This is a genomic window from Aquabacterium sp. (assembly GCF_034003525.1).
Taxonomy (GTDB): domain Bacteria; phylum Pseudomonadota; class Gammaproteobacteria; order Burkholderiales; family Burkholderiaceae_C; genus Aquabacterium.
Genome location: NZ_JAVEYN010000009.1, coordinates 75,133 through 100,845, shown reverse-complemented (window position 1 = coordinate 100,845; position 25,713 = coordinate 75,133). Strand labels below are relative to the sequence as shown.

Annotated in this window: 21 protein-coding genes; 8 read left to right on the top strand and 13 right to left on the bottom strand. The window is 66.7% G+C overall.

The features are described 5' to 3' along the window. Positions 1-3: 3 nt before the first annotated feature. A complete protein-coding gene (gene trpB / locus RBT42_RS07490) occupies positions 4-1,212 on the top strand; it encodes a tryptophan synthase subunit beta (RefSeq protein ID WP_320363683.1) in 1,209 nt (402 codons plus the stop codon). 122 nt (positions 1,213-1,334) lie between these two features. On the opposite strand, the gene upp is transcribed toward trpB, so the two are convergent. The 4 genes from upp to RBT42_RS07470 form a co-directional block, all read right to left on the bottom strand. After that, positions 1,335-1,964, bottom strand: a complete 630-nt coding sequence (gene upp / locus RBT42_RS07485) for a uracil phosphoribosyltransferase (protein WP_320363681.1) — start codon at positions 1,962-1,964, stop codon at positions 1,335-1,337. 155 nt (positions 1,965-2,119) lie between these two features. After that, positions 2,120-3,304, bottom strand: coding sequence for an Imm72 family immunity protein (locus RBT42_RS07480; RefSeq protein WP_320363678.1), 1,185 nt, complete (start codon positions 3,302-3,304; stop codon positions 2,120-2,122). Then, a complete protein-coding gene (locus RBT42_RS07475) occupies positions 3,304-4,923 on the bottom strand; it encodes a hypothetical protein (RefSeq protein WP_320363676.1) in 1,620 nt (539 codons plus the stop codon). Before RBT42_RS07475 ends, RBT42_RS07480 begins: the two co-directional genes overlap by 1 nt. After that, positions 4,920-7,988, bottom strand: a complete 3,069-nt coding sequence (locus tag RBT42_RS07470; RefSeq protein ID WP_320363674.1) for a type VI secretion system Vgr family protein — start codon at positions 7,986-7,988, stop codon at positions 4,920-4,922. The genes RBT42_RS07475 and RBT42_RS07470 overlap by 4 nt, the downstream gene beginning before the upstream one ends. Before the next feature lie 193 nt (positions 7,989-8,181). Here RBT42_RS07470 and RBT42_RS07465 point away from each other — a divergent pair, with 193 nt between their 5' ends. Next, a complete protein-coding gene (locus tag RBT42_RS07465) occupies positions 8,182-9,510 on the top strand; it encodes an Hsp70 family protein (protein WP_320363672.1) in 1,329 nt (442 codons plus the stop codon). Positions 9,511-9,582: 72 nt separating this feature from the next. Here the strand turns inward: RBT42_RS07465 and RBT42_RS07460 are convergent, their stop codons facing one another. The 4 genes from RBT42_RS07460 to rpe form a co-directional block, all read right to left on the bottom strand. Continuing rightward, positions 9,583-10,167 carry a PEP-CTERM sorting domain-containing protein gene (locus tag RBT42_RS07460; RefSeq protein WP_320363670.1) on the bottom strand — a complete coding sequence of 195 codons (585 nt, stop codon included), beginning with the start codon at positions 10,165-10,167 and terminating at the stop codon, positions 9,583-9,585. 44 nt (positions 10,168-10,211) lie between these two features. Next, positions 10,212-11,693 (bottom strand): PhoX family protein, encoded by a 1,482-nt coding sequence (locus RBT42_RS07455; protein WP_320363668.1) that lies wholly within the window; start codon positions 11,691-11,693, stop codon positions 10,212-10,214. A 200-nt stretch (positions 11,694-11,893) separates the two neighbouring features. After that, positions 11,894-13,051: a pyridoxal phosphate-dependent aminotransferase gene (locus RBT42_RS07450; protein WP_320363666.1), complete on the bottom strand. Its 1,158-nt coding sequence runs from the start codon at positions 13,049-13,051 to the stop codon at positions 11,894-11,896. Between the two features lie 39 nt (positions 13,052-13,090). Continuing rightward, complete coding sequence (rpe, locus tag RBT42_RS07445) at positions 13,091-13,774, bottom strand: ribulose-phosphate 3-epimerase (RefSeq protein ID WP_320363664.1); 684 nt, start codon at positions 13,772-13,774, stop codon at positions 13,091-13,093. Between the two features lie 108 nt (positions 13,775-13,882). Here rpe and apaG point away from each other — a divergent pair, with 108 nt between their 5' ends. Together apaG and RBT42_RS07435 are read left to right on the top strand one after the other, a co-directional pair. Continuing rightward, entirely contained in the window at positions 13,883-14,257 is a 375-nt protein-coding gene (apaG, locus tag RBT42_RS07440; RefSeq protein WP_320363662.1) for a Co2+/Mg2+ efflux protein ApaG, read from the top strand. Between the two features lie 3 nt (positions 14,258-14,260). Continuing rightward, positions 14,261-16,384 carry a site-specific recombinase gene (locus RBT42_RS07435; protein WP_320363660.1) on the top strand — a complete coding sequence of 708 codons (2,124 nt, stop codon included), beginning with the start codon at positions 14,261-14,263 and terminating at the stop codon, positions 16,382-16,384. On the opposite strand, the gene RBT42_RS07430 is transcribed toward RBT42_RS07435, so the two are convergent. Further along, positions 16,342-16,509 carry a hypothetical protein gene (locus tag RBT42_RS07430; protein WP_320363658.1) on the bottom strand — a complete coding sequence of 56 codons (168 nt, stop codon included), beginning with the start codon at positions 16,507-16,509 and terminating at the stop codon, positions 16,342-16,344. The two genes, RBT42_RS07435 and RBT42_RS07430, sit on opposite strands and share 43 nt — an antisense overlap. Here RBT42_RS07430 and RBT42_RS07425 point away from each other — a divergent pair. Beyond that, complete coding sequence (locus RBT42_RS07425) at positions 16,508-17,734, top strand: murein transglycosylase A (protein WP_320363656.1); 1,227 nt, start codon at positions 16,508-16,510, stop codon at positions 17,732-17,734. The genes RBT42_RS07430 and RBT42_RS07425 overlap by 2 nt on opposite strands. A gap of 27 nt (positions 17,735-17,761) precedes the next feature. On the opposite strand, the gene RBT42_RS07420 is transcribed toward RBT42_RS07425, so the two are convergent. Together RBT42_RS07420 and RBT42_RS07415 are read right to left on the bottom strand one after the other, a co-directional pair. Continuing rightward, on the bottom strand, positions 17,762-18,709 hold the full coding sequence (locus RBT42_RS07420) for an alpha/beta hydrolase (RefSeq protein WP_320363655.1): 948 nt from the start codon (positions 18,707-18,709) through the stop codon (positions 17,762-17,764). A gap of 65 nt (positions 18,710-18,774) precedes the next feature. Next, a complete protein-coding gene (locus tag RBT42_RS07415; RefSeq protein WP_320363654.1) occupies positions 18,775-19,527 on the bottom strand; it encodes a hypothetical protein in 753 nt (250 codons plus the stop codon). A gap of 156 nt (positions 19,528-19,683) precedes the next feature. Here RBT42_RS07415 and RBT42_RS07410 point away from each other — a divergent pair, with 156 nt between their 5' ends. Next, positions 19,684-20,511 carry an HDOD domain-containing protein gene (locus RBT42_RS07410; protein WP_320363652.1) on the top strand — a complete coding sequence of 276 codons (828 nt, stop codon included), beginning with the start codon at positions 19,684-19,686 and terminating at the stop codon, positions 20,509-20,511. Between the two features lie 62 nt (positions 20,512-20,573). Here RBT42_RS07410 and RBT42_RS07405 read toward each other — a convergent pair whose 3' ends face one another. Further along, entirely contained in the window at positions 20,574-22,802 is a 2,229-nt protein-coding gene (locus tag RBT42_RS07405; RefSeq protein WP_320363651.1) for a primosomal protein N', read from the bottom strand. Between the two features lie 928 nt (positions 22,803-23,730). Here RBT42_RS07405 and RBT42_RS07400 point away from each other — a divergent pair. Next, complete coding sequence (locus RBT42_RS07400; RefSeq protein ID WP_320363649.1) at positions 23,731-23,943, top strand: hypothetical protein; 213 nt, start codon at positions 23,731-23,733, stop codon at positions 23,941-23,943. Between the two features lie 101 nt (positions 23,944-24,044). Continuing rightward, entirely contained in the window at positions 24,045-25,073 is a 1,029-nt protein-coding gene (locus tag RBT42_RS07395) for a PHB depolymerase family esterase (protein ID WP_320363648.1), read from the top strand. A 53-nt stretch (positions 25,074-25,126) separates the two neighbouring features. On the opposite strand, the gene RBT42_RS07390 is transcribed toward RBT42_RS07395, so the two are convergent. After that, the gene (locus RBT42_RS07390; protein ID WP_320363646.1) at positions 25,127-25,672 is read right to left on the bottom strand and encodes an SET domain-containing protein; all 546 of its coding nucleotides are present in this window, start codon (positions 25,670-25,672) and stop codon (positions 25,127-25,129) included. Between the last annotated feature and the right edge of the window lie 41 nt (positions 25,673-25,713).

Genomic DNA, 25,713 nt, shown 5'->3' with positions numbered 1-25,713 from the left:
CCCATGAGCACGCCCACCTCCTTCGCCCCCATGCCCAACGCCGAAGGCTACTTCGGTCCCTACGGTGGCCAACTGGTGCCCCCGCACCTGAAGCAGGCCATGGACGACATCAACGTCGCCTACGAAGAAATCCGCCAGCGCGCCGATTTCCAGGAAGAGCTGGCCTCGCTGTTCGCCGACTACGTGGGCCGCCCCAGCCCCATCTTCCACGCCCGCCGCCTGTCCGAGCAACTGGGCGGCGCGCAGATCCACCTCAAGCGCGAAGACCTCAACCACACCGGCGCCCACAAGATCAACCACTGCCTGGGCGAAGCCCTGCTGGCCAAGTTCATGGGCAAGAGCAAGGTGATCGCCGAAACCGGCGCCGGTCAGCACGGCGTGGCCCTGGCCACCGCCTGCGCCCTGGTCGGCATCCCCTGCGAGATCCACATGGGTCAGGTCGACATCGAGAAAGAGCACCCCAACGTCACCAAGATGAAGATCCTGGGTTGCAAGCTGGTGCCCGTCACCCGCGGCGCCGCCACCCTCAAGGAAGCCGTGGACAGCGCCTTCGAGGAATACCTGAAGGACCCCACCAACTTCATCTACGCCATCGGCTCGGTCGTCGGCCCGCACCCCTTCCCGAAAATGGTGCGTGACTTCCAGTCCATCATCGGCAAGGAAGCGCGCGAGCAGTTCCTGGCCAAGCACGGCCGCCTGCCCGATCACGTGGCTGCCTGCGTGGGCGGTGGCTCCAACGCCATGGGCATCTTCACCGCTTTCCTGGGCGACGAAGGCGTGCACCTGGTCGGCGTCGAGCCTTCGGGCGAAGGCCTGGACAAGCCCGGCCGCCACTCCGCCACCCTGAGCAAGGGCAAGCCCGGTGCGCTGCACGGCATGGCCTGCTACGTGCTGGAAAACGAAGACGGCACGCCCTCGGCCGTGCACTCGATTGCCTCGGGTCTGGACTACCCCGGCGTCGGCCCTCAGCACAGCTACCTGAAAGACATCGGCCGCGTGGACTACCAGACCGCCACCGACGAAGAGTGCCTGAACGCCTTCATGACCCTGTCGCGTGTGGAAGGCATCATCCCTGCGCTGGAGAGTGCCCACGCCGTGGCCTGGGCCATGCGCGTGGCACCCACCCTGCCCAAGGATCAGCACATCCTGATCAACCTCTCGGGCCGTGGCGACAAGGACGCCGACTACGTGGCGCAAAAGCTGGGGCTGTGAGCCCCACTGGCCGGTGACCGGCGTGCGCGGTGAAGCGACGCGCCGTCGGTGACCCGGCCACCCAACATGAGGCTGCGCCCTTCGCGGGGACGCAGCCTTTTTCTTGGGGTCGCGCGGGTGGCTTACTTGGTGCCGAAAATGCGATCGCCCGCATCGCCCAGGCCAGGCAGGATATAGCCGTGGTCGTTGAGGCAGCGGTCCACCGCTGCGGTGTAGATGTCCACATCCGGGTGCGCGGCCTGCATCACGGCCACGCCCTCGGGCGCCGCCAGCAGGCACACGAACTTGATCGACTTCGGCTTCAGCTGCTTGATGCGCGCCACCGCCGCCGCGGCCGAATTGCCCGTGGCCAGCATCGGGTCCACCACGACGACATCGCGCTCGCTCATCTCCGACGGCATCTTGAAGTAGTACTCGACCGGCTGCAGCGTGGCCGGATCGCGGTACAGGCCAATGTGGCCCACGCGTGCGCCAGGGACCACGCGCAGCATGCCGTCGAGGAAACCGTCGCCCGCGCGCAAGATCGACACCAGCACCAGCTTCTTGCCGTCGATCACCTGGCCCGTCATCGTCTCCAACGGCGTCTCGATCTGGACATCCTGCAGCGGCATGTCCCGCGTGACCTCGTAGGCCATCAAGGTGCTCAGTTCATCGAGCAGGCGGCGAAAACTGTTGGTGCTCGCGTCCTTCTGACGCATCAGCGTGAGCTTGTGCTGAACCAGGGGATGGGTGATGACGTGGAGGGTGCTCATGAGGGGCTCATCGGGTTGCGGGGGGCGGCGTCCATCGTAGGGGAGGTGCCGGTGGGGTGCAGCGAGATGAAGCAGGAGGCGTGCCGGGGGCGCTCACACTCATGACAACGCCATGTGCGGCCCACCGTTTCCAAGCCTAGAAGGCCTCAGCCAGATCAAACGCCCGAATAGACCCAATCAGTGGGTTGCCCCTTGTGGGATGGCAGCGGGTCACCTTTGCGCCAGAACACCTGCCCGTTGAGATCATCCTGGGCAGCCCAGCGACCCGTGTAGGGGGCCGGTTCGCCGGTTCGTGCGACGACCAGTTGGTCCGAGCGCCAGTCGTTTTCCAGTTCTTCGCCCACAAAGCGGGAGAAGTCTGGCGGCGTGACAGCATCTGGAAAGTAATCGGCCTCTTCTGGAGGGATCATGCCATCCAGGTAGCGTTGATCTTCCCATAGCAACTTCCAGATGATCGCCTGTCCGCCACCAGGGTGCCAGCAAGGCTCGCCATATCGAAACGCCTCCTCTCCCTGGCACATGTAGACCATCAGGCCATCCTTGACCTGTGCCTCATAGATGCCAAAGACAGGGCAGGGCTCGCCAGTACGGACAACAACATCCTCTGCAAGCTGAGGCACTCGCGGCAGGGCCTGCAAGTGGGACGTCTGCTGTTTCCAGCGGTCACTGCTGCCAAGGACCTTCTTTTTGCGCCTCTCGCTAGGGTCGTAAACGTCCCGCGTGTCTTCCCACACGGCCGGGGCTGACATGTTGGCCATCGCAGATTGCAGGCCATCGGCTGCAAATCCGATCTGCTCGCATCCCCACTGCAACGCCGCTTTCATGGCGGGCACGTACTTGCCATAAAAGACCAAGCTGTTGTCGCCCCGTGGCCCCCCCAGGTAATAGGCCTGGTACTCATGGTGTGCCGCGTTGGCCGCATCCTCCAAGACGCCCTGGCTGTTGTGCAGGAACACCGAGCGATCCCCCTGCTTTAGGCGGGCCAGGCCTTGGTCATAGAGAGCAAGGCCACGAAGGGCGCTGGCATAGGTCGCGTGTGTCCACTTGGTGACGTGGTCGTTTTCAAGGTGATGCAAAGCTGTCGGAGGAAAGCTTCCCTCTTGCACCCATTGCTCTACTTTGACTTTGTATCTGGCGAGTGCTTGAGGCCCTAGTCGTCCGATCGGCTCCTCTTTGCACTGCTGCTCAAGGAGTTCGACAAACGCAGCATAGGCATGCCGACAACGCTCCCAGGCGGAGTAACTGGTTTGGCGCTGCAATAACCAGAACTGACGGGCCCGGTCTTCGGGTGTCATTTTGTTGGCGGACCACTTTGGCTTTAGAAAATCGAACATGGCCATTACTTCTTCTCTCGATGGGGTGTTGCGCGCTGATCCTTCGCGACAGCACCGCCCGTTTGTCCGGCCGCTTGCTGTGCGCCCTGTTGCACACCCGTTTGCCCGACTTTGCTTTGCATCTCGGTCACGCCGAGTCGCTCCACCATACCAGCCCCGGGAATGACGTCAGTCCCGTAGCCGACCTTGCCATTGATGCCTTTCCAGCCGCTGTGTCGAACCTCAATCTCGACGCCATTAGGGAGCTTGAGTTTGCCGCCCCCCATCTTGACCAGTTTGTTTATTCGGTCTGACACATCGGCCATGCTCGGGGCCAGGGAGAAGTCAATGCCCGCCTGCTTTCCTCCGCCCTCCAGGTACTGGCCCGCCACCTTCTTTCCGTATTGCTCGCTGATGGTGCTGACACAGGCAGGCACCTTGACCTTGCCGCCAGGCGGGATTCGCATGATCGCCACCATGCCGTTGCGATTCCATTCGTCGAGAACGGCAGACTTCTGACGCCACTCTTCGGCGGTCTTGGGCGCGTCGCCGACGCCCCACCAGAAGCCGCCGGCCGAACTACTTCCGACCTCGACGCCATGTGTTGAGCCACCCGGGCCAAAAGCTCGAAACAGCGTCACCCCTTCTTCGCCCAGGTCCACATTCTTGATCGTGCCGCTCGACGCCGCGATAGCAGGGTAATAGCCAACTTCCTGGCCTTTGATGTTCACCTTTTCGGTGCGAGCGAGCAAATCCGGGAAGCCCGGCTTGTGTTTGTAGACTTTGGCAATCTCGGCTCTGGCACTCTCATGAGTGGATGCCATGTTTTGCGGGTATTTGCCTGCACGAATCAGCGATTTCTTCGATCCTGATTCGATCAGCCGAGCCTCCTCAGCGTAGGTCACAACCTTGCGTCCTGTCTGCGCTTCGAAAATCACGGCGCGATCGGGGGCTGGTACACCGCCTGCAACCAAGTGCGCCTGAATTTTCTTCAGTTGTGCGTTGAGCTCCTTGATTGCCTTGGGGATCATCTTGTCCGCAGCGGCTTTCACCTGCTCAAATCCGTTGGCTACGGCTTGCATGCGGGCTGAGAAGCTCTGCGGCAGCACCTTCTGAAAGCGCAGGATGTATCGATGGATGGACAAGATCACCACGTCGCACAAAGCGTGGCACCGTTCGATTAACTGAGCTTGATACGTTGAAAAGTCCAATGCGCGCAGCCATTTGAGCGCGTCCTTGTGCCCAAGTCGGTTGAGCAATGCCACGATGTCATCAGCCAACGCTGCCAGTTTGGGGGCGTTATCTGCGGCTTCTTGAGCGGCGCGAATGGTGAGGCGACCCACCCCTTTGAGCACCCCGCCCATCACCGGAATCAAGGACAGCAGCAAGACCACAAACAAGACCCACTGCCACACGCTTTCACGCTTTTCAGGGCTGTCCGCAAGCCCTGAGCCTACAGCAATGATGTCGCGAGCCGCCGTGGCTTGTCCGACCAGAGGGATCATGCCGATCACCGCATCGGTGATGATCTGGCTGACCGTCTGTTTTTCGTTCCAGGCACCCTGTACGGTGCCCCAGAGCCACCCGGCCACCTCCGTTGCCACGTGTTTGAATTCACTGGCTTGCAATGCTCCAGGCGTACTCATGCCTGTCCTCCGATGTACTTGTCGAGGAGTGCGTCGATGTCTGACGCCGCAGGTGATGGTTTGTGCGCCGGCATCACGCGCTGATCCTTGGGGGTGTAGGCCCCGGGCATTTGACCGAATCGGATGCTTGCGATCGCCCCAATCGGAACGCCTGTGAGTTCTGCTTCTCCTGAGCCGTTGAGGGTTCCTCGCTTGACCGAGCCATCGCTCAACACAGCTTCGAACGGCGTACCCGTGAGTGCTTCGTCGTCGTGATAGCGATGCTGTATCTGGATGGTGCCAGGATCCAGGCGGACACCTCCATCTGGCAAACCGGTGAGCTGCGCTGCCCGACTCCCTCCGCCACTCCAATCATGCCCCGCCCCCTTCACCGTCCACGTCCCCGGGCAGGTGAAGGTGATGTTGCCGCCCTCGATGACGATCTGGCTTTGCCCCGCCGTCAGCGTGATGCTCTTGCTCGCCTGAATCCGAATCTCATCCGTGGTGCTCTGCACCGTCAGGTCCTTCTCGCTCCAGATCTGCTGCGCATCGGTGTGGGCGCGCAGGCTCAGGCCCGCATTGGCCGTGATGGCCTTGATGCCGCCTGCGTGCGTGTACAGGCTGGTGGTCTGCCCGCTGACGGCGCTGAAGCTGTGCGCGCTGGTGCTGTGCACATCGCCCTGGGCGCTCAACGACGTGTCTTGGCCGCTGAACAGATGAATGCTGGTGGGCGTGACGAAGCTGGCGCTCACCGGGGTGTCCAGGTGCAGCAGGGGTTGGGCAAAGCGTTCGACCGGATCGGTGAGGGTGCGGCCCTGGGCCTTCTTGGCCTCCTGTCCACCCACGCTGCCGTTGTAGCGGCCTTGCGCCTGCGGGTCCATCTGCTCGGTATGGTGTTGCCAGGCTTGCGCGCCGTCGTGGCTGCTCAGGCCGTGGGCGCCTTGCTGGCGGGCGCTCTGGCTCAGGGCTTCGCCCAGTTGGCGTGCGGCTTTGAGTTGCGCCACGGCTTCGGCGGCGTCCATCTGGGTGCTGGCCACGCTGGCGCCCTGGGCCGGTCGGCTACTGGTGGTCAGCAACAGGCCTTGGGCGGCACGCAACACGGCCCAGCCGTCGGTGGCGCCATAAAAGCCCGATCCCAGCCACTGACCTCGGTGAGCGTGGCCCTGGCCACCGTGCCCGCTGTGCTGAATCAGGTGACCCAGGCTCAACTCGTTCCAGCCGGTGGCGGCGCTGTGGCTGGCCAGGCGCATGCGCAGTTGGCCGGTGGCGTCGTCGATCAGCCATTGGTTGGCACCTTGGCCATCCAGGTGCGGGCTGTGCCAGCCTGAGACGGTGCCGGGGTGGTTGGCGGCGGCGTCCACGCCCGCCGGCCAGGGCAGGTCGTGCTGGCCGTTGTGCAACTGGCCGACCACGATGGGGCGGTCGATGTCGCCATCCACAAAGTCCACCAGCACCTCGGTGCCGGCACGCGGCGTGAACACGGCGCCCCAGTTGGGGCCGGCCACGCTTTGCGCCACGCGCACCCAGGCGCCGCTGCGCGCGTTGCCGGGTGCATGGCCGGTGTCTGCGCCGGTGGGCGTGGTCGGCGCACTCAACCCACCAGGCAGGGGCGTGGCCCCACGCTGCCAGCCAAACTGGATGCGGATGCGGCCGTCGCGGTCGGTGGTCAGCGGCTCGCCTTCAGCGGCCACCACGGTGGCGGTTTGCAGGCCGGGGGCCGTGGGGCGGTCAACAGGCGGAGGGACCAGGCGGGCGGTGGCCGGCACCGCCTGGAAATGGTTGCGGTAGCTGCCCTGCTCGATGTCGGTGGCAAGCAGGATCTGGGCGGCTTGGGTGCCCAGGTTGTTGGCGGCCTCGTGGGTCACACGCAGCACCACAAAACGGTTGGCGGATGCCAGCGCATCGGGGCCGTAGAGGCTGTGTTCGGTCAGGGCAAAGTGGGCACCTTCGTGCAGCGCGCGCACGGCACTGCGGCCTTCGGCAAAGCGGTGCTTCAGGGTGTGGGCGGCCAGGCGGGCTTCGGCACGCGCCTCGGCCACGCTGCGGCTGCCTGACTGGGCGGTGTCCACACGACCGTCGGCATGGCGGCGCTCGCCGTGGCCCCGGTAGTCTTCCAGCACGGGCACCTCACCGTGGTCGGCCACGCTGCGCGCATCGGCGGCCACACCGGCCAGCTGGCGTTCATCCCAGGCGGCCAGGGTCACGGCGTTGGGCGTGAGCTGCTGGCCCACCTGCCAGGCGGTCACGGTGTCTTGCGCCAGACCGGTGTCGAACAGGCCCGTGCCCAGCACCCCGGCGCCGCGCATGTCGGGGCGGCTGAAGCGCAGCGGGCCCAGGTCGGGCACTTCAGCCTGGGTGTCAAACACCATCAGCGTGTGGCGGGCGGCGCGGGCACCGGCCACCGCTTCCTTGGTATCACAGCTGTGGGACAGGCGCCAGCTCCAGCCTTCTTCGGTCATCAGGCGCTGCACAAAATCCCAGTCGGTTTCCCGGTACTGGGTGGTGATGGCGCGCACCGGGCCGGGCGCGGTCACATCCAGCTTGAAGTTCGCCTGCGGGTAGGCCGACAGCACGCTGCTCACGATGTCGGCGGCGGTCTGGTCTTGAAAGATGCGGGTGTCGCGGCGCAGCGTGAGCCAGTGCGTCCATGCCGCCAGGGTGAGGCGGTAGCGGGCCAGGCCACCATCGGCGCCCAGCTGTGCGGCCTTGACCACATAGCCATGCCAGGCGCGCCAGCTGCCATCGGCCAGCATCAGGCGCAGGGTGACCTGCTCGCCATTGAGGGCCTTGAGTTCGAGCAAGGCATGGGTGCTGACGCAATCGACCTCGGCCCACAGCGGCTCGGTGGCGTGCACGGCCTCGGTGATGCGACAGCGCTCGACCACCAAAGATGCCGATGGCAAGGCGGTTTCGATCTGCAGCAGGCGGGTGGCCTGCCCCAGGGTGAGTGCGGCCTGCAGACGCGAGGTCAAGGACGCGCCCAGCTCTGCCGCCTGGGCCGATGCAGCTGCGGACGCGGCCGTTGCCAGCGACTGCAGGGACGCGCCAACGCGCGCCCCCACCTCACCGAGGGACGGGAAACTCATGGATCACTCACCTGCAATTTGTCGTATCCGGACATTGTCCGAGGGGTGTTGTGCGACCCTTCCCCCGCCTGCGGGGGGAAATTGCAATCAAGCGTTACGTACTGGGGCGTTCCCCGTCGGCCAAACGCGCCAGGACGAGGGCGCCTACAATCGCCCGCCTTGCTCTGTTTCTTTGCCCGCTCGGGCCTGCACCATGTCTTACTGCGCCATCGACTTCGGCACCTCCAACTCGGCCATCGCCATTCCGCGGGCGCCGACCGAGGGGCCGGGGATGTGCCTGGTGCCGCTGGAAGGTGAACACCTGACGATGCCGACGGCGGTGTTCTATTGCACCGACGCGGATGACCTGCCCCCGGGCACCTGGCGTGGCACCCACTTTGACGACAGCCTGCCGCGCACCTTCGGTCGTGCGGCCGTTCAGGCCTACATCGAAGGCTATGAGGGGCGCCTGATGCGCTCGATGAAGAGCATCCTGGGCACCGCCCTGGTGGACCAGACCACCGAGGTGGGCAACGGCCTGGGCGTGAAGTACCTCGACATCATCACCGGCTACCTGCGCCACCTGCGCAGCCTGGCCGAACAGGCCGGTGGCCAGCCTTTGAGCCAGGTGGTGATGGGGCGCCCGGTGTTCTTTGTGGACGACGATGCCGAGCGGGATGCGGCCGCACAGGCTTCGCTGGAAGCGGCGGCCCGCGCGGTGGGCTTCACCGACGTGGCCTTCCAGTTTGAGCCGATTGCGGCGGCGTTCGACTACGAACAGCACGCGCAAAAGGAAGAACTGGTGCTGGTGGCCGACATCGGCGGCGGCACCTCGGACTTTTCGGTGGTGCGGGTGGGGCCGCAGCGGGCCACGCGGCTGGATCGCCGCGACGACATCCTGGCCAACCACGGCGTGCACATCGCCGGCACCGACTTTGACCGCCGCGTGTCACTGGCGAGCGTGATGCCGCCAATGGGCTACGGCGCCTTCGGGCCGAGCATCGGCGGGCAGCCGCCGCGCCCGGTGCCCAGCCGCGTGTACTTTGATCTGACGACCTGGCATCTGATCAACACCGTGTATCAGCCGCAGCGCATGGCCGAGTTGCGCAGCATGGTCGACTTCTACGGCAACCCTGTGCACCACCAGCGTCTGATGAAGGTGGTGCGCGAGCGCCTGGGCCACGCTCTGGTGGGGCGTGCCGAAGCCGCCAAGATTGCGGTGGCCGAAGGCGGCGACACCGACATCGACCTGGCCCTGATCGAAGCCGGCCTGCACAGCCCCTTGACGGGCGCCCAGGCCGAGGCCGCCTTGCGTGACGACCTGGCCCGCATCGTGGCCTGCGCGCACGAAACGGTGGCCCAGGCCGGCATCCCGGCCAGCGACATCAGCGCGCTGTATTTCACCGGGGGCTCCACCGGTTTGAAGCTGCTGACCGATCAGATCGGCGCGGCCTTCCCGGCGGCTCGGGCGGTGCGTGGTGATCGACTCGCCTCGGTGGCGACCGGCTTGGGGCTGCATGCAGCCCGCTTGTTTTCAGCGTGATCCGGCATCTTCCACCTGACGTGTGACCGGCCTGAGCGTTCTCTCTCCGGCCATCACACGTCACCACGCCGATCAGCGCGCTTGTTGGCGCCGGCGTGCCAGTACCATCATGCCCAGACCAGCCAGCAGCAGTGCCTGGGTGCTGGGCTCGGGCACGGCCGAGACGGTCAGCGCGATCTGCGATCCGATGGCCAAGCCCTGAAGGCTCACGCCCCAGTCCTGCGCATCAAGCGTACCCAGCGGATTGCCCAGATAGAACTCGCTGGTGAGGCTGGGCGAGAAGTGCACCCAGCCTTCTTGCTGTGCGTAACCCGCATCGGCGATCTGCGCGAAGCCATCGGTCCCGAACGTGCCGTGGATGCCAAAGTTCGTCCCCGACAGTTGGAAGGTCATGCCGTCCAGGCCCAGTCCCGACAGGTTGCGAATCAGGCCGTTCAGGGAGAGCGACCCGTTGGCCAGATCGGAGGCGTCAACGCTGTAGTTCAACGTGACCGTGGACAGCTCGGCCAGATCCAGGTCGAAAGAGATCAGCGATTCGGTGCTGTAGTCGGTCACAACATTGGCAGGCGAGCCGGTTGCGCCCTGGAAGATCGCCGCGTGAGCCTGGGTGATGCCGGTGGCCATCAAGGCCGCCAGAACGATGTGGTGCAGTTTCATGAAAACTCCTGATGAGATGCGGGGTGGGTGTGACAAGTGCGCGCTCACAGCGAACCCTTGGTCCATGGGCCGGTGATGGCAAAGGTGATGCCCGGCGTCTGGATGTTGACGAACAGGTAGCGGCCCGAGGGATCGAAACATGCGCCACAGAATTCGTTGCCGCGCCGGTCACCCGCCAGCGAGGCCTTCTTGCCCACAGCTGTCAATTGGGCGGAGGTGACATTGATGTTGTTCTTGGCGAAGATCGACACCTTGCCGTCGTCATGCAGGGACATCAGGCGCAGCCCGGTGCCGAACTCGTCGGTGATGTTCGAGCCGTCTTCGCAAATCAGCAGGCCGCCGCGCGGGCTGACCGTGATGTTGTCGCCCATGGTGCCGACGCTGGTGCTCGGCGAGGCGTAGATGCAGGTCATGACCTGGCTGGCCAGGTCGATCTCCCAGATGGTGCCTTGTGCCACCGGGCCACCGGAGGTGTCCATCACATACATCTTGCCGCCGAAGTACCAGATGCCTTCACCGCGGTTCATGCGCAGGGCGCCTTGTTGCCAGCCTTGCACAAAGGGGCCCGAGGCGTTGGAGATGACCTGGCCGTTCAGACCGGTGGCGTTGCCGCGGTTCTGGTCGGGGTTGGCCACGGTGACCCATTCGAGGGCATGGCTGTCACCGAGTTGGGCGCCGATCACGCTCACGTTGTTCTGGCCCACCACCTTGGCCATCTGCAAGACGCCGCCTTGTGCCAAGGAGCCGGGTGTCCCGGAGGTGTTGACCGGCACATAGCGATACAGACCCGACTTGCCGCCGGAATCCTCCGACAGGTAGACATGGCCGGTCGTGGGGTCGATGCCCGCGGCCTCGTGCGCAAAGCGGCCCATGCCCACGATGGGCTGCGCCGAGGTCTGCAAGGGGTCGGCCGTCACTTCGAACACATAGCCGTGCTTGAAGCCGCCCGCCGACACCGAGTCGGAACCCACTTCTTCGCAGGTCAGCCAGGTGCCCCAGGGGGTCGGGCCGCCGGCGCAGTTGGTGCGGGTGCCACCGAGGCTGGGCTCGGTCTTGATCCAGTTGCCGTCGCGGAACGTCAGGTTGGTGGTGCCGCCCGCCGAGTAGCTGCTGCCACCGGCGCTGCTGGGCGTGTTGTCATACACCGCCGGTGCGCCGAAGAAGCTGGCATCGCTGCCTGTGCCCAGTTCGTGGTTGCGCACCAGCACGATTTCGGTGCTGCGACCCAGCTTGCGGGTGCGCACCACGCCCATGCCGTCGTGGGCGCCCGGCGTGGGCAGGCCGTTGGCCATCAGGTCGCCGGTCCAGCCGTAGCTCTTGTAGGTGAAACCGGCGGGCAATTGCAGCAGCGGCAAACCGGTTGTCAGATCGTTGACCGGTGCGATGGCGCCATAGGGGCTGCTCACGCGCTCGGTGGTGCCGGCTGCCAGGGCTTCACGCGCGTGAAGAGCCGTCAAGGCGCCCACGAAGGGCAGCGTGCCGAACCCCTTGATGAGATTGCGACGCTTTTGATTGATGTCTGTCATGGGAACTCACTCGAAAAACAGAAGGACGCAGCCAACCCGCCCGCCCGTTTGGAACACGGTGGGTGCAGAGGTGACCAGGGAGACGACCGTCAGACCAACGAAGTCGTTGGGTTCAATCTATTTTTCGAAGGTGTCGGACACATGTCAGTACACGTGCGTGCGCCCATCGGCCTTCATTTCCCCTCAAAGAGGGGGGTTCTTCATAACTTGATCAAGCGCTCCAGCGCCTGCGCCAGCGTCGCGGCCGACTTGGCAAAGCAGAAGCGGATCACGCCATGGTCTTCGCCATCGGGGTAGAAGGCCGACACGGGGATGGCAGCCACGCCGTGCTCGCGCGTGAGGCGCTCGACAAAGGCGCGGTCGCCCTCGTCGCTGATGGCCCCGTATTTGACGCATTGGAAGTAGGTGCCCTGGCAGGGCATCAGCTCAAAACGTGAGCCGGCCAGTGCCTGGCGGAAGATGTCGCGCTTGCCCTGGTACAGGGCCTTGAGCTGCTCGTACCAGCCGGGTCGCTTCATGAAATCGGCCAAGGCGTACTGCGAAGGCGCGTGCACGGTGAAGACGATGAACTGGTGGGCCTTGCGGAACTCGGCCATCAGCTCGCGCGGGGCCAGGCAGTAGGCCACCTTCCAGCCGGTGATGTGATAGGTCTTGCCGAAGCTGGAGACGACGAAGGCGCGCTCGGCCAGGCCGGGGTAGCGCAGCACGCTTTCGTGGCGGGCGCCGTCGAACACCATGTGTTCGTAGACCTCGTCGCTGAGCAGCACGATGTCGGTGTTCTTCACCAGGGCCTCCAGGCGGGCCATGTCCTCGGCCGTCCACACCGTGCCGGTGGGGTTGTGCGGGCTGTTGAGGATGATCAGGCGCGTGCGCGGCGTGATCAGGCGGGCCACCTCGTCCCAGTCGGGGCGGTAGTCGGGCAGGGTCAGGTGGGCGTAGACGACCTTGCCACCTTGCAACTCGACCGAAGGGGCGTAGCTGTCGTACACCGGGGTGAAAACGATGACCTCGTCGCCGGGGTGAACCAGGGCGGCCACGGCGGTGAAGATCGCCTGCGTGGCCCCGGCGGTGACGGTGATTTCGGCGTCCACATCGTAGGACGCGCCATACAACGCGCTCACCTTGGCGGCAATCGCCTCGCGCAGCACCGGCACGCCGGTCATCGGCGCGTACTGGTTGTGGCCGCCGCGAGCGTACTGGTCGAGCAGGGCCAGCAGCTCGGCGGGTGCGTCGAAGTCGGGGAAACCTTGCGACAGGTTGAGGGCGCCGTGCTCGGCGGCCAAGGCCGACATCACCGAGAAGATGGTGGTGCCGACCTGGGGCAGTCGGGAGGTGAGGGGGCGGGGGTAGCTGGGCATGGCGGCAAGGATAGCGTGAGCGCCACCCCGACCGAAGGCTTACTTCGCCAGCTCAGCGCGCATCGCGTCGATCACCGCCTTGTAGTCCGGCTTGCCAAAGATGGCGCTGCCGGCCACGAAGGTGTCGGCACCCGCGTCGGCGATGCGGCGGATGTTGTCAACCTTCACGCCGCCGTCGATCTCTAGGCGGATGTCGCGGCCCGACGCGTCGATGATTTTGCGCACCTTCTCGGCCTTGCGCAGCGTGCTGTCGATGAAGCTCTGGCCACCGAAGCCGGGGTTGACGCTCATCAGCAGCACCACGTCCACCTTGTCGATCACGTACTCCAGCACCTCGACCGAGGCGGCGGGGTTGAACACCAGGCCGGCCTGGCAACCCTCGGCCTTGATGAGCTGCAAGGTGCGGTCCACGTGGGTGGAGGCATCGGGGTGGAAGGTGACGATGTCGGCGCCCGACTTGGCGAAGGCCTGGGCCAGGGCGTCCACGGGTTGCACCATCAGGTGCACGTCGATGGGCACGGCGGTGCCGTCGGCCTTGACGGCGTGCTTGCGCAGCGCTTCGCACACCATCGGCCCGAAAGTCAGGTTGGGCACGTAATGGTTGTCCATCACGTCGAAGTGGATCCAGTCGGCCCCCGCGTCGATGACGTTGCGCACCTCTTCGCCCAGGCGGGCGAAATCGGCAGACAGGATGCTGGGAGCGATGCGGAAGGTGCGCGACATGGAACAGGGCCTTTCGGTGGATGGGTATGCCATTGTAAAAAGACAGCCCCAGGGTTTGCCAGGGTATGTCACAGAGTCCCCGAAAAGGGATTGCCTAGAATGGGCCGCATGAGCAAAGCCCAATTCACCTGTGCCGTGGTCCCCCAGTACCTGGAAGACCAGAGCAATCCCGTGCGACACGAGTACGCCTTTGCCTATACGGTGACCATCGTCAACAGTGGCGAGGTGCCGGCACAGTTGATCGGCCGCCACTGGGTCATCACCGATGCCACCGGCCATGTCGAGGAGGTGCGCGGCCTGGGCGTGGTCGGGAATCAACCCCTGCTCAAACCCGGCGAGCGCTTCGAGTACACGAGCTGGACCCGCCTGAACACGCCCCACGGCGTGATGGAGGGCACCTACTTCTGCATGACCGACGCCGCCGAGGCGTTCGAGGCGCCCATCCCGGCCTTCACGCTGGCGCGCCAGCAATCCCTGCACTGATCGATGAAGAGGCTTTCCCGCATCACGCAATGGTGGCGACGGGTCCCCTGGTGGTCCCGCCCCGGACAAGACATTGAACTGTTGGCCTTGCTGGACGGGGCAGATCCTGAAGCACCCCAGGCCGTGCGGCACCTGTGGCTGATCCGCGTGCTCGGATGGGTGCGCCGGGCCGGGCCTGTGCCGGGCACCCGTGCCCTGGTGGCCGAGCTCCAGCACGACCTGGCACGCCGCGCCCGCGTGGTCAGCATGCTGGCCAGCATCTGGCGCGATGGCGACGTGGCCGCGCTGTTGGCCGACTTCGGCTTTTCGCCGCGCACCTCTTTCTTGAATGAGCTGGGCGAGCGCCTGCGCCGCCGCATGCTGCCCCTGAGCCCGGACACCGACGACCTGGGCACGCTGTTCAACCTGCTGTTCGACGACCCGGCCGACGCGCAATGGCTGGCCGATCTGGACGAGCGCACGCTCAACGCCATCGGCGAGGTGTGGGCCGACGCGATGCGCGAGCTGGACCCGGCGCGCTGTAACGGTGCCGCCTGTCCGCTGGGCTGGCGCGAGCCCTTCCACGACGCCATGCTCTACCTGGCCACGCAGATCCGCGCGGCGGGCTTTTCGCCGGCGTTTCGCTCGCGCATGGGCGTGCGGGTGGACGTGGACTTTGACACCAAGATGGCACAGGCCGAAGGCCGCTCTAACGAGGCCACCGCTCGGCATGCCTTCCGCCACCTGTCGCAAACGACCGAGCGGGTGCACGAGCTGGCCCTGGCCCACGCCGAGGAAGCCGGGCCCGATGCACCGCCCTCGGCGGCCCTGCTGCACGAGGCCCAGTACCTGCGCGCCCTCCTCGACACCTGTGCCAGCGCGGCGCGTGGCCTGCACGGCCACCTGGAAGAGCACGGCATTTCGATGGACCTGGTCTTTCAGATCGACCAACTGTGCGAGCGCTGCCGCCGCATGGAGCGCTTGCTCGAAGCCGTGTTGAGCCCCAAGCCCGGCCCGGTGCTGCGCCGCTTTTTGATCGAGCTGCTGCAGGTGAGCGAGGAGCGCCGCAGCGTGCGCGCCCTGTTCACCCAGCATTACTCGATGCTGGCGCGCAAGGTGGCCGAGCGCAGTGCCGAGACCGGCGAGCACTACATCACCCGCACGCGCGCCGAGTACCGCCAGATGCTGCGCAGCGCCGCTGGCGGGGGCGCGGTGATGGCCGTGACCACCTTCATGAAGTTCGTGATGCTGGGCCTGGGGCTGTCGCCCTTCTGGAGCGGCATGGCGGCGGGCTTCAACTACGCGACCAGTTTCGTGGTGGTGCAGTGGCTGCACTTCACGGTGGCGACCAAGCAGCCCGCCATGACGGCACCGGCCATGGCCGCGAAGCTGGAGGACACGCGCAGCGAGGCCGGCGTCGAGAGCTTTGTGGACGAGGTGGCCCACCTGATCCGCTCGCAGGTGGCGGGCATCGTGGGCAACCTGATGGTGGTGGCGCCCTTGGTGCTGCTGGTCCAGCTGGCGGCGTGGTGGGCCCTGGGGGCCCCGCTGCTCAGCAAGGAAGAGGCCCACCATGTGTTCCACAACATGACCCTGCTGGGCCCCTCGCTCTGGTATGCGGCCTTCACCGGGGTGCTGCTGTTCTCGTCCAGCATCATCGCGGGCTGGGTGGAGAACTGGTTCGTGCTGCACCGGCTCGACAGCGCCATGCGCTGGAACCCGCGCATCCGCGCGCGCCTGGGGGCGCACCGTGCGGCCCGCTGGGCGGTGTGGTGGCGCGAGAACATCTCGGGCCTGGCGGCCAACATCTCGCTGGGCTTCATGCTGGGCGTGGTGCCGGTGGTGGCCAGCTTCCTGGGGCTGCCGCTGGACATCCGCCACGTCACGCTGTCGGCGGGTCAGACGGCCGCTGCGGCCGCGACCCTGGGCTGGGACGTCATCCACAACCCGCAACTGTGGTGGTGCGTGGCCGCCGTGCCGCTGACGGGCATGCTCAATGTGGGCGTGAGTTTCGCGCTGGCGCTGCGGGTGGCGGTGCGGTCGCGCGGCGTGCGTCTGGTCGACCGGGCCCGCCTGTGGCAGGCCATCCGCCGGCGCATGTGGCGTCAGCCCTTGAGCTTCTTGTTGCCGCCGCGGTCCTCGTCCTGATCGGCGTCCTGATCGGTCTCCTCATGGGACAACTCGCCTCGGCGGCGCCCTGAAAACATCGTCCACCAGACCAGGCCCACCAGCACGGCCAGGGCTGCAGCGGCTTCCAGCACAATCAACCACATGATCGTTCGTCCGTTATCCAAGTTGCGGTGGGCCATTCCCGCCCTGATTGTAGGCAGCCTGATGGGCTGCAGCCTGTTGTCGCCCACGCCCCGCGAAACCCCCGCCCCGGTGACGTCGCCCGGGGTGGTTGCCGGCGCGCCGGGGACACCACCGGTGACCTGGCAGCGGCCCAAGTCCATCTGGACGGCTGCGAGCTGGGCCGATCTGCCGGGTTGGGAGCAGGATCCGGTGCAGGAGTGGTGGCCGGCGCTGTGGCGCGGCTGTGTGAAGCCTGCGGCCGCCTGGGCCCCCGTGTGTGCCGAGGTGCGCAAGCTCGGGCCCCAATGGGGCACCCAGGTGCAGGACGGCTTCGTGCGCCAGTGGGTGCAAAGCCGCTTGCAGCCCTGGCGGGTCAGCAGCCCGGACGGGCGCGCCTCGGGCCTGCTGACGGGCTACTTCGAGCCGCTGCTGGACGGCCGGCGTGCCCCCGATGCGCGCTTTCGCTACCCACTGCACCGGGCGCCGCAAGGCCTGGGCACGCGCAAGCCTTTCCTGAGCCGCAACGAGCTGGAGCGCACGCCGGAAGGCCGCGCCGCGCTGGCCGGCCGCGAACTGGTCTACCTGGCCGATCCGCTGGACGTGCTGCTGATCCAGGTGCAGGGCTCGGGCCGCATCCGCCTGCAAGACGAACGTGATGCGCAGGGCCAGCCCAAGGTGGTGCGCCTGGCCTTTGGCGGCCACAACGATCAGCCCTATGTGTCGGTGGCCCGCTGGCTGGTGGACCAGGGGGCGTTCACGCTGGAGCAGGCGTCCTGGCCGGCCATCCGCAACTGGGCCACGGCCAACCCGGCCCGGGTCGACGAGATGATGCACGCCAACCCGCGCGTGGTCTTCTTCCGTGAAGAGCCCTTGCCCGACCCGAATGTGGGTCCGAGTGGCGCCCAAGGCGTGCCGCTGACGCCCGGGCGTTCGATCGCCGTGGACCGCGACAGCGTGCCGCTGGGCACGCCGGTGTGGCTGGACAGCACGGTGCCGCCCGTCTGGTCGGCCAACGGCAACGCCAGCGCTGCGGCGCCCTTGCAGAAACTGGTGATGGCGCAGGACACCGGCGGCGCCATCCTGGGCGCCGTGCGGGCCGACTACTTCTGGGGCTGGGGCGACGAGGCCCTGGCCCTGGCCGGCCGCACCAAACAGAACCTGGCGCTGTGGGTGCTGTGGCCGCAAGGCGCCGGGCCCGCGCCCTGAATCAGGCCGCAGCGTTCAAGCGGCCATTCAGGCGGCAAAGGCCAGCTTGAGCGCCTCGGCCAGGGCCGTGTGCGCCTGGGCGGCCTCGGGCAGGAAACGGCCCATGTTGATGAAGTCGTGGATCACGCCGGGCCACACGCGCAGCTCCACCGGCACACCGGCGGCGCGCAGCTTGTCGGCGTACAGATAGCCGTCGTCGGTCAGCGGGTCGCACTGCGCCAGCCCGATCCACGCGGGGGCCACGCCGCGGTGGTCGGGCGCGTGCAAGGGTTCGCGGTGCCAGCGCTCGCTGAGGTGGCCGCCCTGGGCATGGCTTTCAAACCACTTCATCAGTTCGGCATTCAAAAACGTGGCGCGCCCGTAGGTCATGAAGGATTCGGTGCGCACGCCCACCTGCACGGACGGGTAGAACAGCGCCTGCAGCTTGAGTGGGATGTCGGCATCGCGTGCCAGCACCGCGAGGATGGCCGCCAGCGTGCCGCCTGCGCTGTCCCCGCCCACCGCCATGCGGCTGGCATCGAGGTGCTTGGTGTGACCGTGCTCGACCAGCCAGCGCAGCGCCGCCATGCAGTCTTCCAGGCCGGCGGGGTACTTGTGTTCGGGCGCCAGGCGGTAGTCAATGGCTACCACGGCCGCACCGCTCTGGTGGGCCACCTGGCTGCACATCGCCTCGCAGGTGTCGATGCCGCCCACGACAAAGCCGCCGCCATGCAGGTACAGGAACACCGGCAGGTCCTTGTCGTGCGTGCTGGCCCACAGGCGCGCCGGGATGTCACCCGCCGGACCGGGAATCGTGAAGGGCTCCACCCGGGGCAAGGGCACGGGCGGGTGCGCCATCGCGCCCACGCCGGCGGCATAGGCCTTGCGCGCCATCTCCACCGGTTGCTGGCTGATCGGCGGGAAACCCGCGCGGCGGATGTTGTCCATCAGGGCCTGGGTGTGGGCGGCAAAGGGCAAGGGCTTGTCGTCAGCCATGTCGGGGTCTCCTGCCGATGAGCTCGGCTTGTGGGGTCGATGCGTTGCGTGGACGTCGCGCGCGCTCACGGCGCGCTGATGCGGATGGCCAGCTGTTCGGACTGGGTGTCGTCGATCGTGTCGGTGGACAACGTGCCGCTGCGCGTGGCCTGCGCACGACGGCCACTGCGGGCCACCACGGTCCATTCTCCCAGAGGCACCGACACCGTGCTGGCCACCTCGCTGTGGCGGATCTGGCCGTCGGGCTCGTAGGCGCTTTGCTGGCTGGCGCTGGCTTCGAGCTCGACGGTCACCGGGGCCTGGCCACCTGGCCAGCGCGGGCGCACATTCAGGCCCTGGCCCAGGTCCAGCCACTCGGTCTGCCCCCAGACCTGCACCGGTGGCAACTGGCCGCCAGGGTGAGGCGGCCGATGACGCGGTGCCTGGGCCGGCGCATACGCCCACTGCCACACCGTGTAAGGCTGGCTGCGGCCCACGAACAGGCGCGCACGGCCACCATTGAGCACCTGCACCTGCTGCACCGAACGGCTCTGGGACTCGGTCTGCCAGGTGCCCAGGCGCACATCGCCCTGGGCCAGCACGCCACGTTGGCTGTCGATGATGACGCGGCCCTGGCGCACGCCGGCGCCACTGTCGCGGACCTGCCCCTGCCCTTCGATGCGCCACTCGACGATCAGGTTGCGCAGGGGCAGGTTCGGGTCGATGCCCTGGGCTTGGCCGGGCAGAGCCAGGCCCAGCAGGCTGACGCCCAGCGCCCAGCTCAGTTGGCGCCGCCCCCCTGAACGGGGGCGAGATGGAAAATACGGGAAATCAAGCATGATCCGGACTCCTGTGCGATGCGCGAAGCGGCGTGGCCCGTGCTCCAATGTGAGCGTCGCCACACCGATGTTCACATCATGGGCCACCGCGTGACACGACAGCGGCTCTGGCGCTCCCGATACCTTACTGCGTCCGCGCTCCGGACGCCCACTTTCATGCAGCTCGACGAACTGTTCAAACAACCTCAGGCCCTGCCTGCCGTCCCCAAGATCGTTCACGAACTGATCGACAGCTTCAACAACGACGACATCTCGATCGAAGAGATCGCCCGCAAGCTGGCGGCCGATCCGGTGCTGTCGGCGCGCTTGTTGCGTCTGGCCAATTCGGCTTACTACCATGTGTCGCGCACCATCGGCACGGTGCCCGAGTCGATCGCGATGCTGGGGTTCGTGACGGTGCGCACCCTGGTGATCAGCTCGGGGCTGACCGGGGGCTACAAGTCCATGCCGGGGCTGGACCTGAACCAGTTCTGGCGCTACAGCATGCACGCGGCGGCCGTGTCGGGCTGGGTGGCGCAGCAGGTGCAGGTCAACCGCGACCAGGCCTTCACCGTGGGTCTGATGCACGCCATCGGTGAGCTGGTGATGCATGCCGGCATGCCCGCCGCCATGCTGCAGCTCGACCAGCAGTCGTCCCCGATGGACGACGACCGTCTGGCGTTGGAGGAGCGCACCTTCGGCTACCAGTTCGCGACCGTGGGCTCGGAGCTGGCGCGCCAGTGGCGCTTCCCGCGCTCGTTTGTCGAAGCGATCAGCCACTTCCCGGCGCCGCTGGCCCAGCCCAAGTTCGACCCGGTGGCCGGCGTGCTGCACCTGGCCGCCTGGCGCGCCCGCGCCGAGCTTCACCAGCTCAATGCCGACGCGATGGCCGCCCAGGTGCCGACCGAGGTCTGCGCAGCCTTGGGCCTGGCCCCCGCGGTGCTGCTCAAGGAGATGCCGTCGTTGGCCGAGCTGTGCGAAGGGCTGGAAGCGCTGATCGGGTGAGCCCCGGAGGCGCCTGAACGCCTGAAGCGGCTGGGCCGCTGCGATGCGGACCGGTGCCCCCGTCAGATCGACAGCGGATCGACGTCCACCGCCCAGCGGATCAAGCCGCTGCGGCGGTGTTGCTGGGCCAGCGTGAACCAGGTGGTTTGGGCCGCCGACAAAAAGCGCTGCAGCGGCACACGCTGGGCGCTTTCGATCATCAATTGCGCCCGCTCGACATTGGCCACCCGCTGTACGGGCGTGGGCACGGCCGGATACAGGGTGATGCCTGCGGCCTGGGCTTCGGCCATCACGGCCTGCGCCGCCGCTTCCAGAAACGTCTGGGCCGCTTCCTGCGTCTTGCCCTCGGCACGCAGCATGGCCAGGTGGGCATAGGGCGGCAGGCCCGCCATCTCGCGCTCCTTGAGCTGCTGCGCGGCAAAGTCGGCAAAGTCGTAGCGGCGCAGCGCCTGGTAGAGCGGATGGGTGGGGTGCCAGGTCTGCACCCACATCTCACTGTGTCCTGCCACGCCCGCATCGCGCCCGGCCCGGCCCGCGGCCTGCAGCAGCAGCGCAAACTGGCGCTCGGCCGCGCGGAAATCGCTGGCAAACAGGGCGGCATCGGGGTTGATCGCCGCCACCAGGGTGATGCGCCGGAAGTCGTGCCCCTTGGCCACCATCTGTGTGCCCACCAGCACGTCCACCTCGCCGGCATGCACGCTGGCCAGCTGCTCTTCGAGCGCCCCTTTGTGACGGGTCACGTCGGCGTCGATGCGGCCGACGCGGGCGCCGGGCAGGGCCTCGGCCAGTTGCTCTTCCAGCCGCTCGGTGCCGCGGCCCACGGGCGCGATGTCTTGGTTGCCGCAGTCCGGGCAGGCGCGCGGCACCCGTTCGGAAAAGCCGCAGTGGTGGCAGCGCAGGGTGCGGTCGGCCTTGTGGAACACGCGCCAGGCGCTGCAATGCGGGCAGCCGCTCTTCCAGCCGCAGTCGCTGCAATGGAGCACCGGCGCGTAGCCGCGGCGGTTGAGCAGCACCAGGCTTTGCTCGCCGCGTTCGATGCGCTGGGTGATGGCCGCCAGCAGCTCGCGCGCGAAGGGCGGCTGGTCCTGGCCCATGGTGGGGCGCAGCAGGCGCGACTGGTCGAGCAGGCGCACCTGCGGCATGTCGCCCGCACCGATGCGCGAGGGCATGGCCAGGCGCACGTAGCGGCCGGCGCCGCCTTCGGCCACCGGCAGGGCGTTGTACCAGCTCTCCAGGCTGGGCGTGGCCGAGCCCAGGATGATGGGCACCCGCTCTTGCTTGGCACGGTAGATGGCCAGGTCGCGGGCGGAGTAGCGGGCACCGTCCTGCTGCTTGTAGCTGGGGTCGTGTTCTTCGTCGACGACGATGAGGCCCAGACGCGGCAGCGGCGTGAACACCGACAGGCGCGTGCCCAGGATCAGGTCCGCATGGCCCGTGTGCGCCATCAACCAGTTGCGCAGGCGCTGGGCCGGTGTCAGGCCGCTGTGCAGGGAGACAATGCGCCGGCCCGCGAAGCGCTCGGCCACGCGCGTTTCCAGCTGCGGCGTGAGGTTGATCTCGGGCACCATCATCAGCACCTGCTGACCAGCATCCAATGCCCGTTGCGCCTGGCGCAGGTAGACCTCGGTTTTGCCGCTGCCGGTGCTGCCCCACAGCAGATAGGGCTGGTCGCCGCCTTCGGCCAGGCGCGCGAGCACGACCTCCTGCTCGGCGGTCAAGGTGGGCAAAGCGGGCGCCGACAAGGAGGCGGGCCCGGACGCGCGCTCCAGCACAGGCGACGAGGCTTCATCCGCCACGACCGCTGCGGCGCTCGGCTCACCCTGGCTGGTCGTCGCCTTGGCGCGGCCTCGCTTGGGCTTGGCCGGCGGGGGCGTCACCGCCTTGTCCAGACGCTTGAGGCGCCGCGCCCACTGGGTCGCATCGAGCTGGCGCAGTTCGGGCGGCAGCACCATCAGCGCCATCTCACCCAGGCTGCGTTGGTAATAGGCGGCCGCAAAGCGCACCAGTTGTCGCCATGCCGCCGGCAGGGGCGGCAAGCCATCGAGCACCTCGGCCACCTCTTTGAGCTGGGCCGGGTCTACCGTGGCATCCGGGGCGGCCTCGTCGCCCCCCCACCACACCACGCCGGTCACCACCCGCCGCCCGAAGGGCACACGCACCAGGGTACCGGCCGGCAAGGGGCGGTCACACAGATAGTCCAGCGGCCCCCACAGCCCCGCGTGTTGGGGGGCCTCCACGACCACGCCCAGGCGGCACAGTGGCGGAGGTTCAGGCAGGTCGGAGGCGGGCATGGGTGACGTCAAGGTGTCTGAGATTTTGACAGATGCATGAGCTTGCCGCTGCAAGTGCTTGATTCTTCAAGAGGGTCTGTGGGTGCGCCCTCAAGTTGTGGATAACTTTGTGGGGAATTCAGACATACCACAGTCTGGGACGCCTCAGAACGGGGCGTGACGCCCATGCGTCCCCTGATGCACATCAACGGTGCTTGCCTTTCAGAATCAATGACTTAGCGGCGTGTCGCATTTTTTTCACCCCCTGAAGGGGCGGTCCGGATGTCTGCCTCCAAGCGGGCGTCGAGATGGGGATAACTTTGTCCGATTTGTGCAAAACCCGGGGATTGTCCCAGTTGCCGGTCGTGCCTCGGCCGCTCGGCGTCATGGGCCTCCGCGGCAGCGTGTTGAGCTATTCGGACAGGGTGACGCACAGGCATCCTCACTTGCCGAAAACACGCAAAGTGCCACTCGACAAGATGGGTGTAAGTCATTGATTCATATACGCCGGCAACTTGCCCACAAAATCTGTGGATAACTTTGTGGGCAAACCATGCACAGTTGCGCTAAGTGCTTGTCAGATCGATCCTTCGGTCAGGATGCTTCAACTTGCATCAACGCCTGATTGTCAATATGAATCAATCACTTACGACGAAATCGCGTGATGTTGAACGATCCTTGACGCACGGAGGCCCGTACGTCACTCGCTCGCACATTTGTGGGGATAACTGCCGTCGGCTAACACAGAAATTGCCCCGATTCGGGGCAAGAAGGGCGGCGGTTTTGTGCTAACGCCGGGTGGGGCACCGCAATTCAGGGGGGAGGGGTAAACCTTACCTATACGTCAAGAGCCTTCCAGAGGATGTATGCTTGTCAATGTGCCCGTTCTGGTCGCCTTTTGACCCATCTGGGGCGACCCTTCATCACCTTCTTCTTTGTGAGACACGCAATGAGCTTCTCGATCGAATCCAAACTTGGCGACCTGCTGGACAACGAAACCACCAAGGCCATCTTGGAAAAGCACCTGCCTGGCATCTCCACCCACCCGCAAATCGCGATGGGCAAGGGTTTCGCGCTGTCGATGGTCGCCAAGTTCTCCGGCGGTCTGATTACCGAAGAGCTGCTGGCCAAGGTCAACGAAGAGCTGGCCGCTCTGGGCTGATCAAGCCCTTTCGGTCCTTCGCATCTGCGAATGCCAGCCTCCTTCGGGAGGCTTTTTTGTGCCTGCATGGCTGCGGGCGCGCGACAACCCGGACATGGCCCATGCGACGCTCGATGGTGACCCCCCTGTTGCTGGCTTTCATCGGAGCCTTGGGCCTCGGCACTGGCGCCGCAGCGTCCGACGAGGCCCCGGGCTGGCGTGCCCGCCTGCAGGCGCAGCGCGAGCGCCCGGCCGCCGTGCCAAGCTGGGCCACGCCAGGCACCCACCGTGTCGAGGTGCGCCACGATGGGCTCACGCGCCACGCCCTGGTCCACCTGCCGCCGGGCTTTCGGTCCGGTGTGTCCACGGCCGTGGTGCTGGCTTTCCACGGGGGGGCAGGCGATGCGGCCTACATGGCCGATGACGCACGCTACGGCCTCATCTCCCTGGCCGACCGGGGAAACTTTGTCATCGTGTTCCCCAGCGGCTACAGCCGGTTTCCGCGCGGCAAGCTGGCCACCTGGAACGCCGGCGACTGCTGCGGCGATGCCCGCGACCGGCAGGTCGATGACGTGGGCTTCGTGCGCGCGCTGTTGCATCAACTCGGGCAGCACATTCCGATCACGCCCCAGCGCACCTTTGCCATGGGCATGTCCAACGGGGCCATGATGAGCTACCGGCTGGCCTGCGAGATGTCGGACGCCTTCCGCGCCATTGCCGCCGTCGCGGGCACCGAGGCGCTGCCCCGATGTCAGCCCACCCAGCCCCTGGGCATCCTGCACATCCATGCCCGCGATGACACCCATGTGCGCTTTGACGGCGGCGCCGGCCCCGATGCCTTCCGGGACGCCAGCAAGGTGATGGACTTCGTGTCGGTGCCGACGACGATCTCACGTTGGGTGATGCGTCAGCATTGCACCCCCACCGCGCGCCGCACGCTGGAGGTGCCCGGCGCCTACTGCGAGAGTCACACGGGCTGCGAGGGCGGGGTTGAGGTGAGGCTGTGCGTCACCGCCAGCGGGGGCCACGCATGGCCGGGCTCGCCGGGCAAGCGTCTGGGCCGCAAGCCAGCGCCTTCGCAGGCCCTCTCGGCCAATGCGCAGGCGTGGGCGTTTTTCCAGGCCCAGTCTCAGGCAACGCTGCCACGCTGAAGGCCGAGGCAGGCGTCAAGCCGGTTTGCGTGTGCCGATTGTCCGCGGCCCGCTCAGAGTCGACCTTGGCAACCCGGGGCGCCGCAACGGCAGGTGAGCCGCCCGGCGTGGTGGGTCTCGCCGTAGCGCGCGGTCAGCTCCTCGCCCTCGGCGATGTCGCGCAGCGCGTAGAAGGCCACGCGGCCTTGTTGCACCTTGAGCACCATATTGGGCTGACAGGAGTGGTTGGCAAAGCGCAGCGGGTCGGTGGAGTGGGTGGCGTCCACCGCGCGCTTGTCGGAAATCGCCACCATGAAGATGCGGCCCGAGGTCTGCTCGGCCAGGCGGGCACGGCGGCGGGCCTCGGCCATGTCGACGAATTCGCCGCGCATCTCCCCGATCTTGCGGCGCGCCGGGATGGCTTCGCCGGCAAAGGCGCCCTGGCCGTCGATGGCGCTGGGCCCGACGGTCACCTTGAACTTCTGCGGATCGGCCGGCTGGCCGCGGGCCGCGGTGCCCGGCGGGCCGGCGAGCGACTCAGGCGGCACAGACGCAGGCGCGCCCACTGCAGGGGCGGGTGCGGTGGTCGCAGCCGGGGTCACAGGGCGAAGCGTGGGCATGGGCGCAGAACGGTCGAGAATGCGGGAGCAACGCGCGCGAC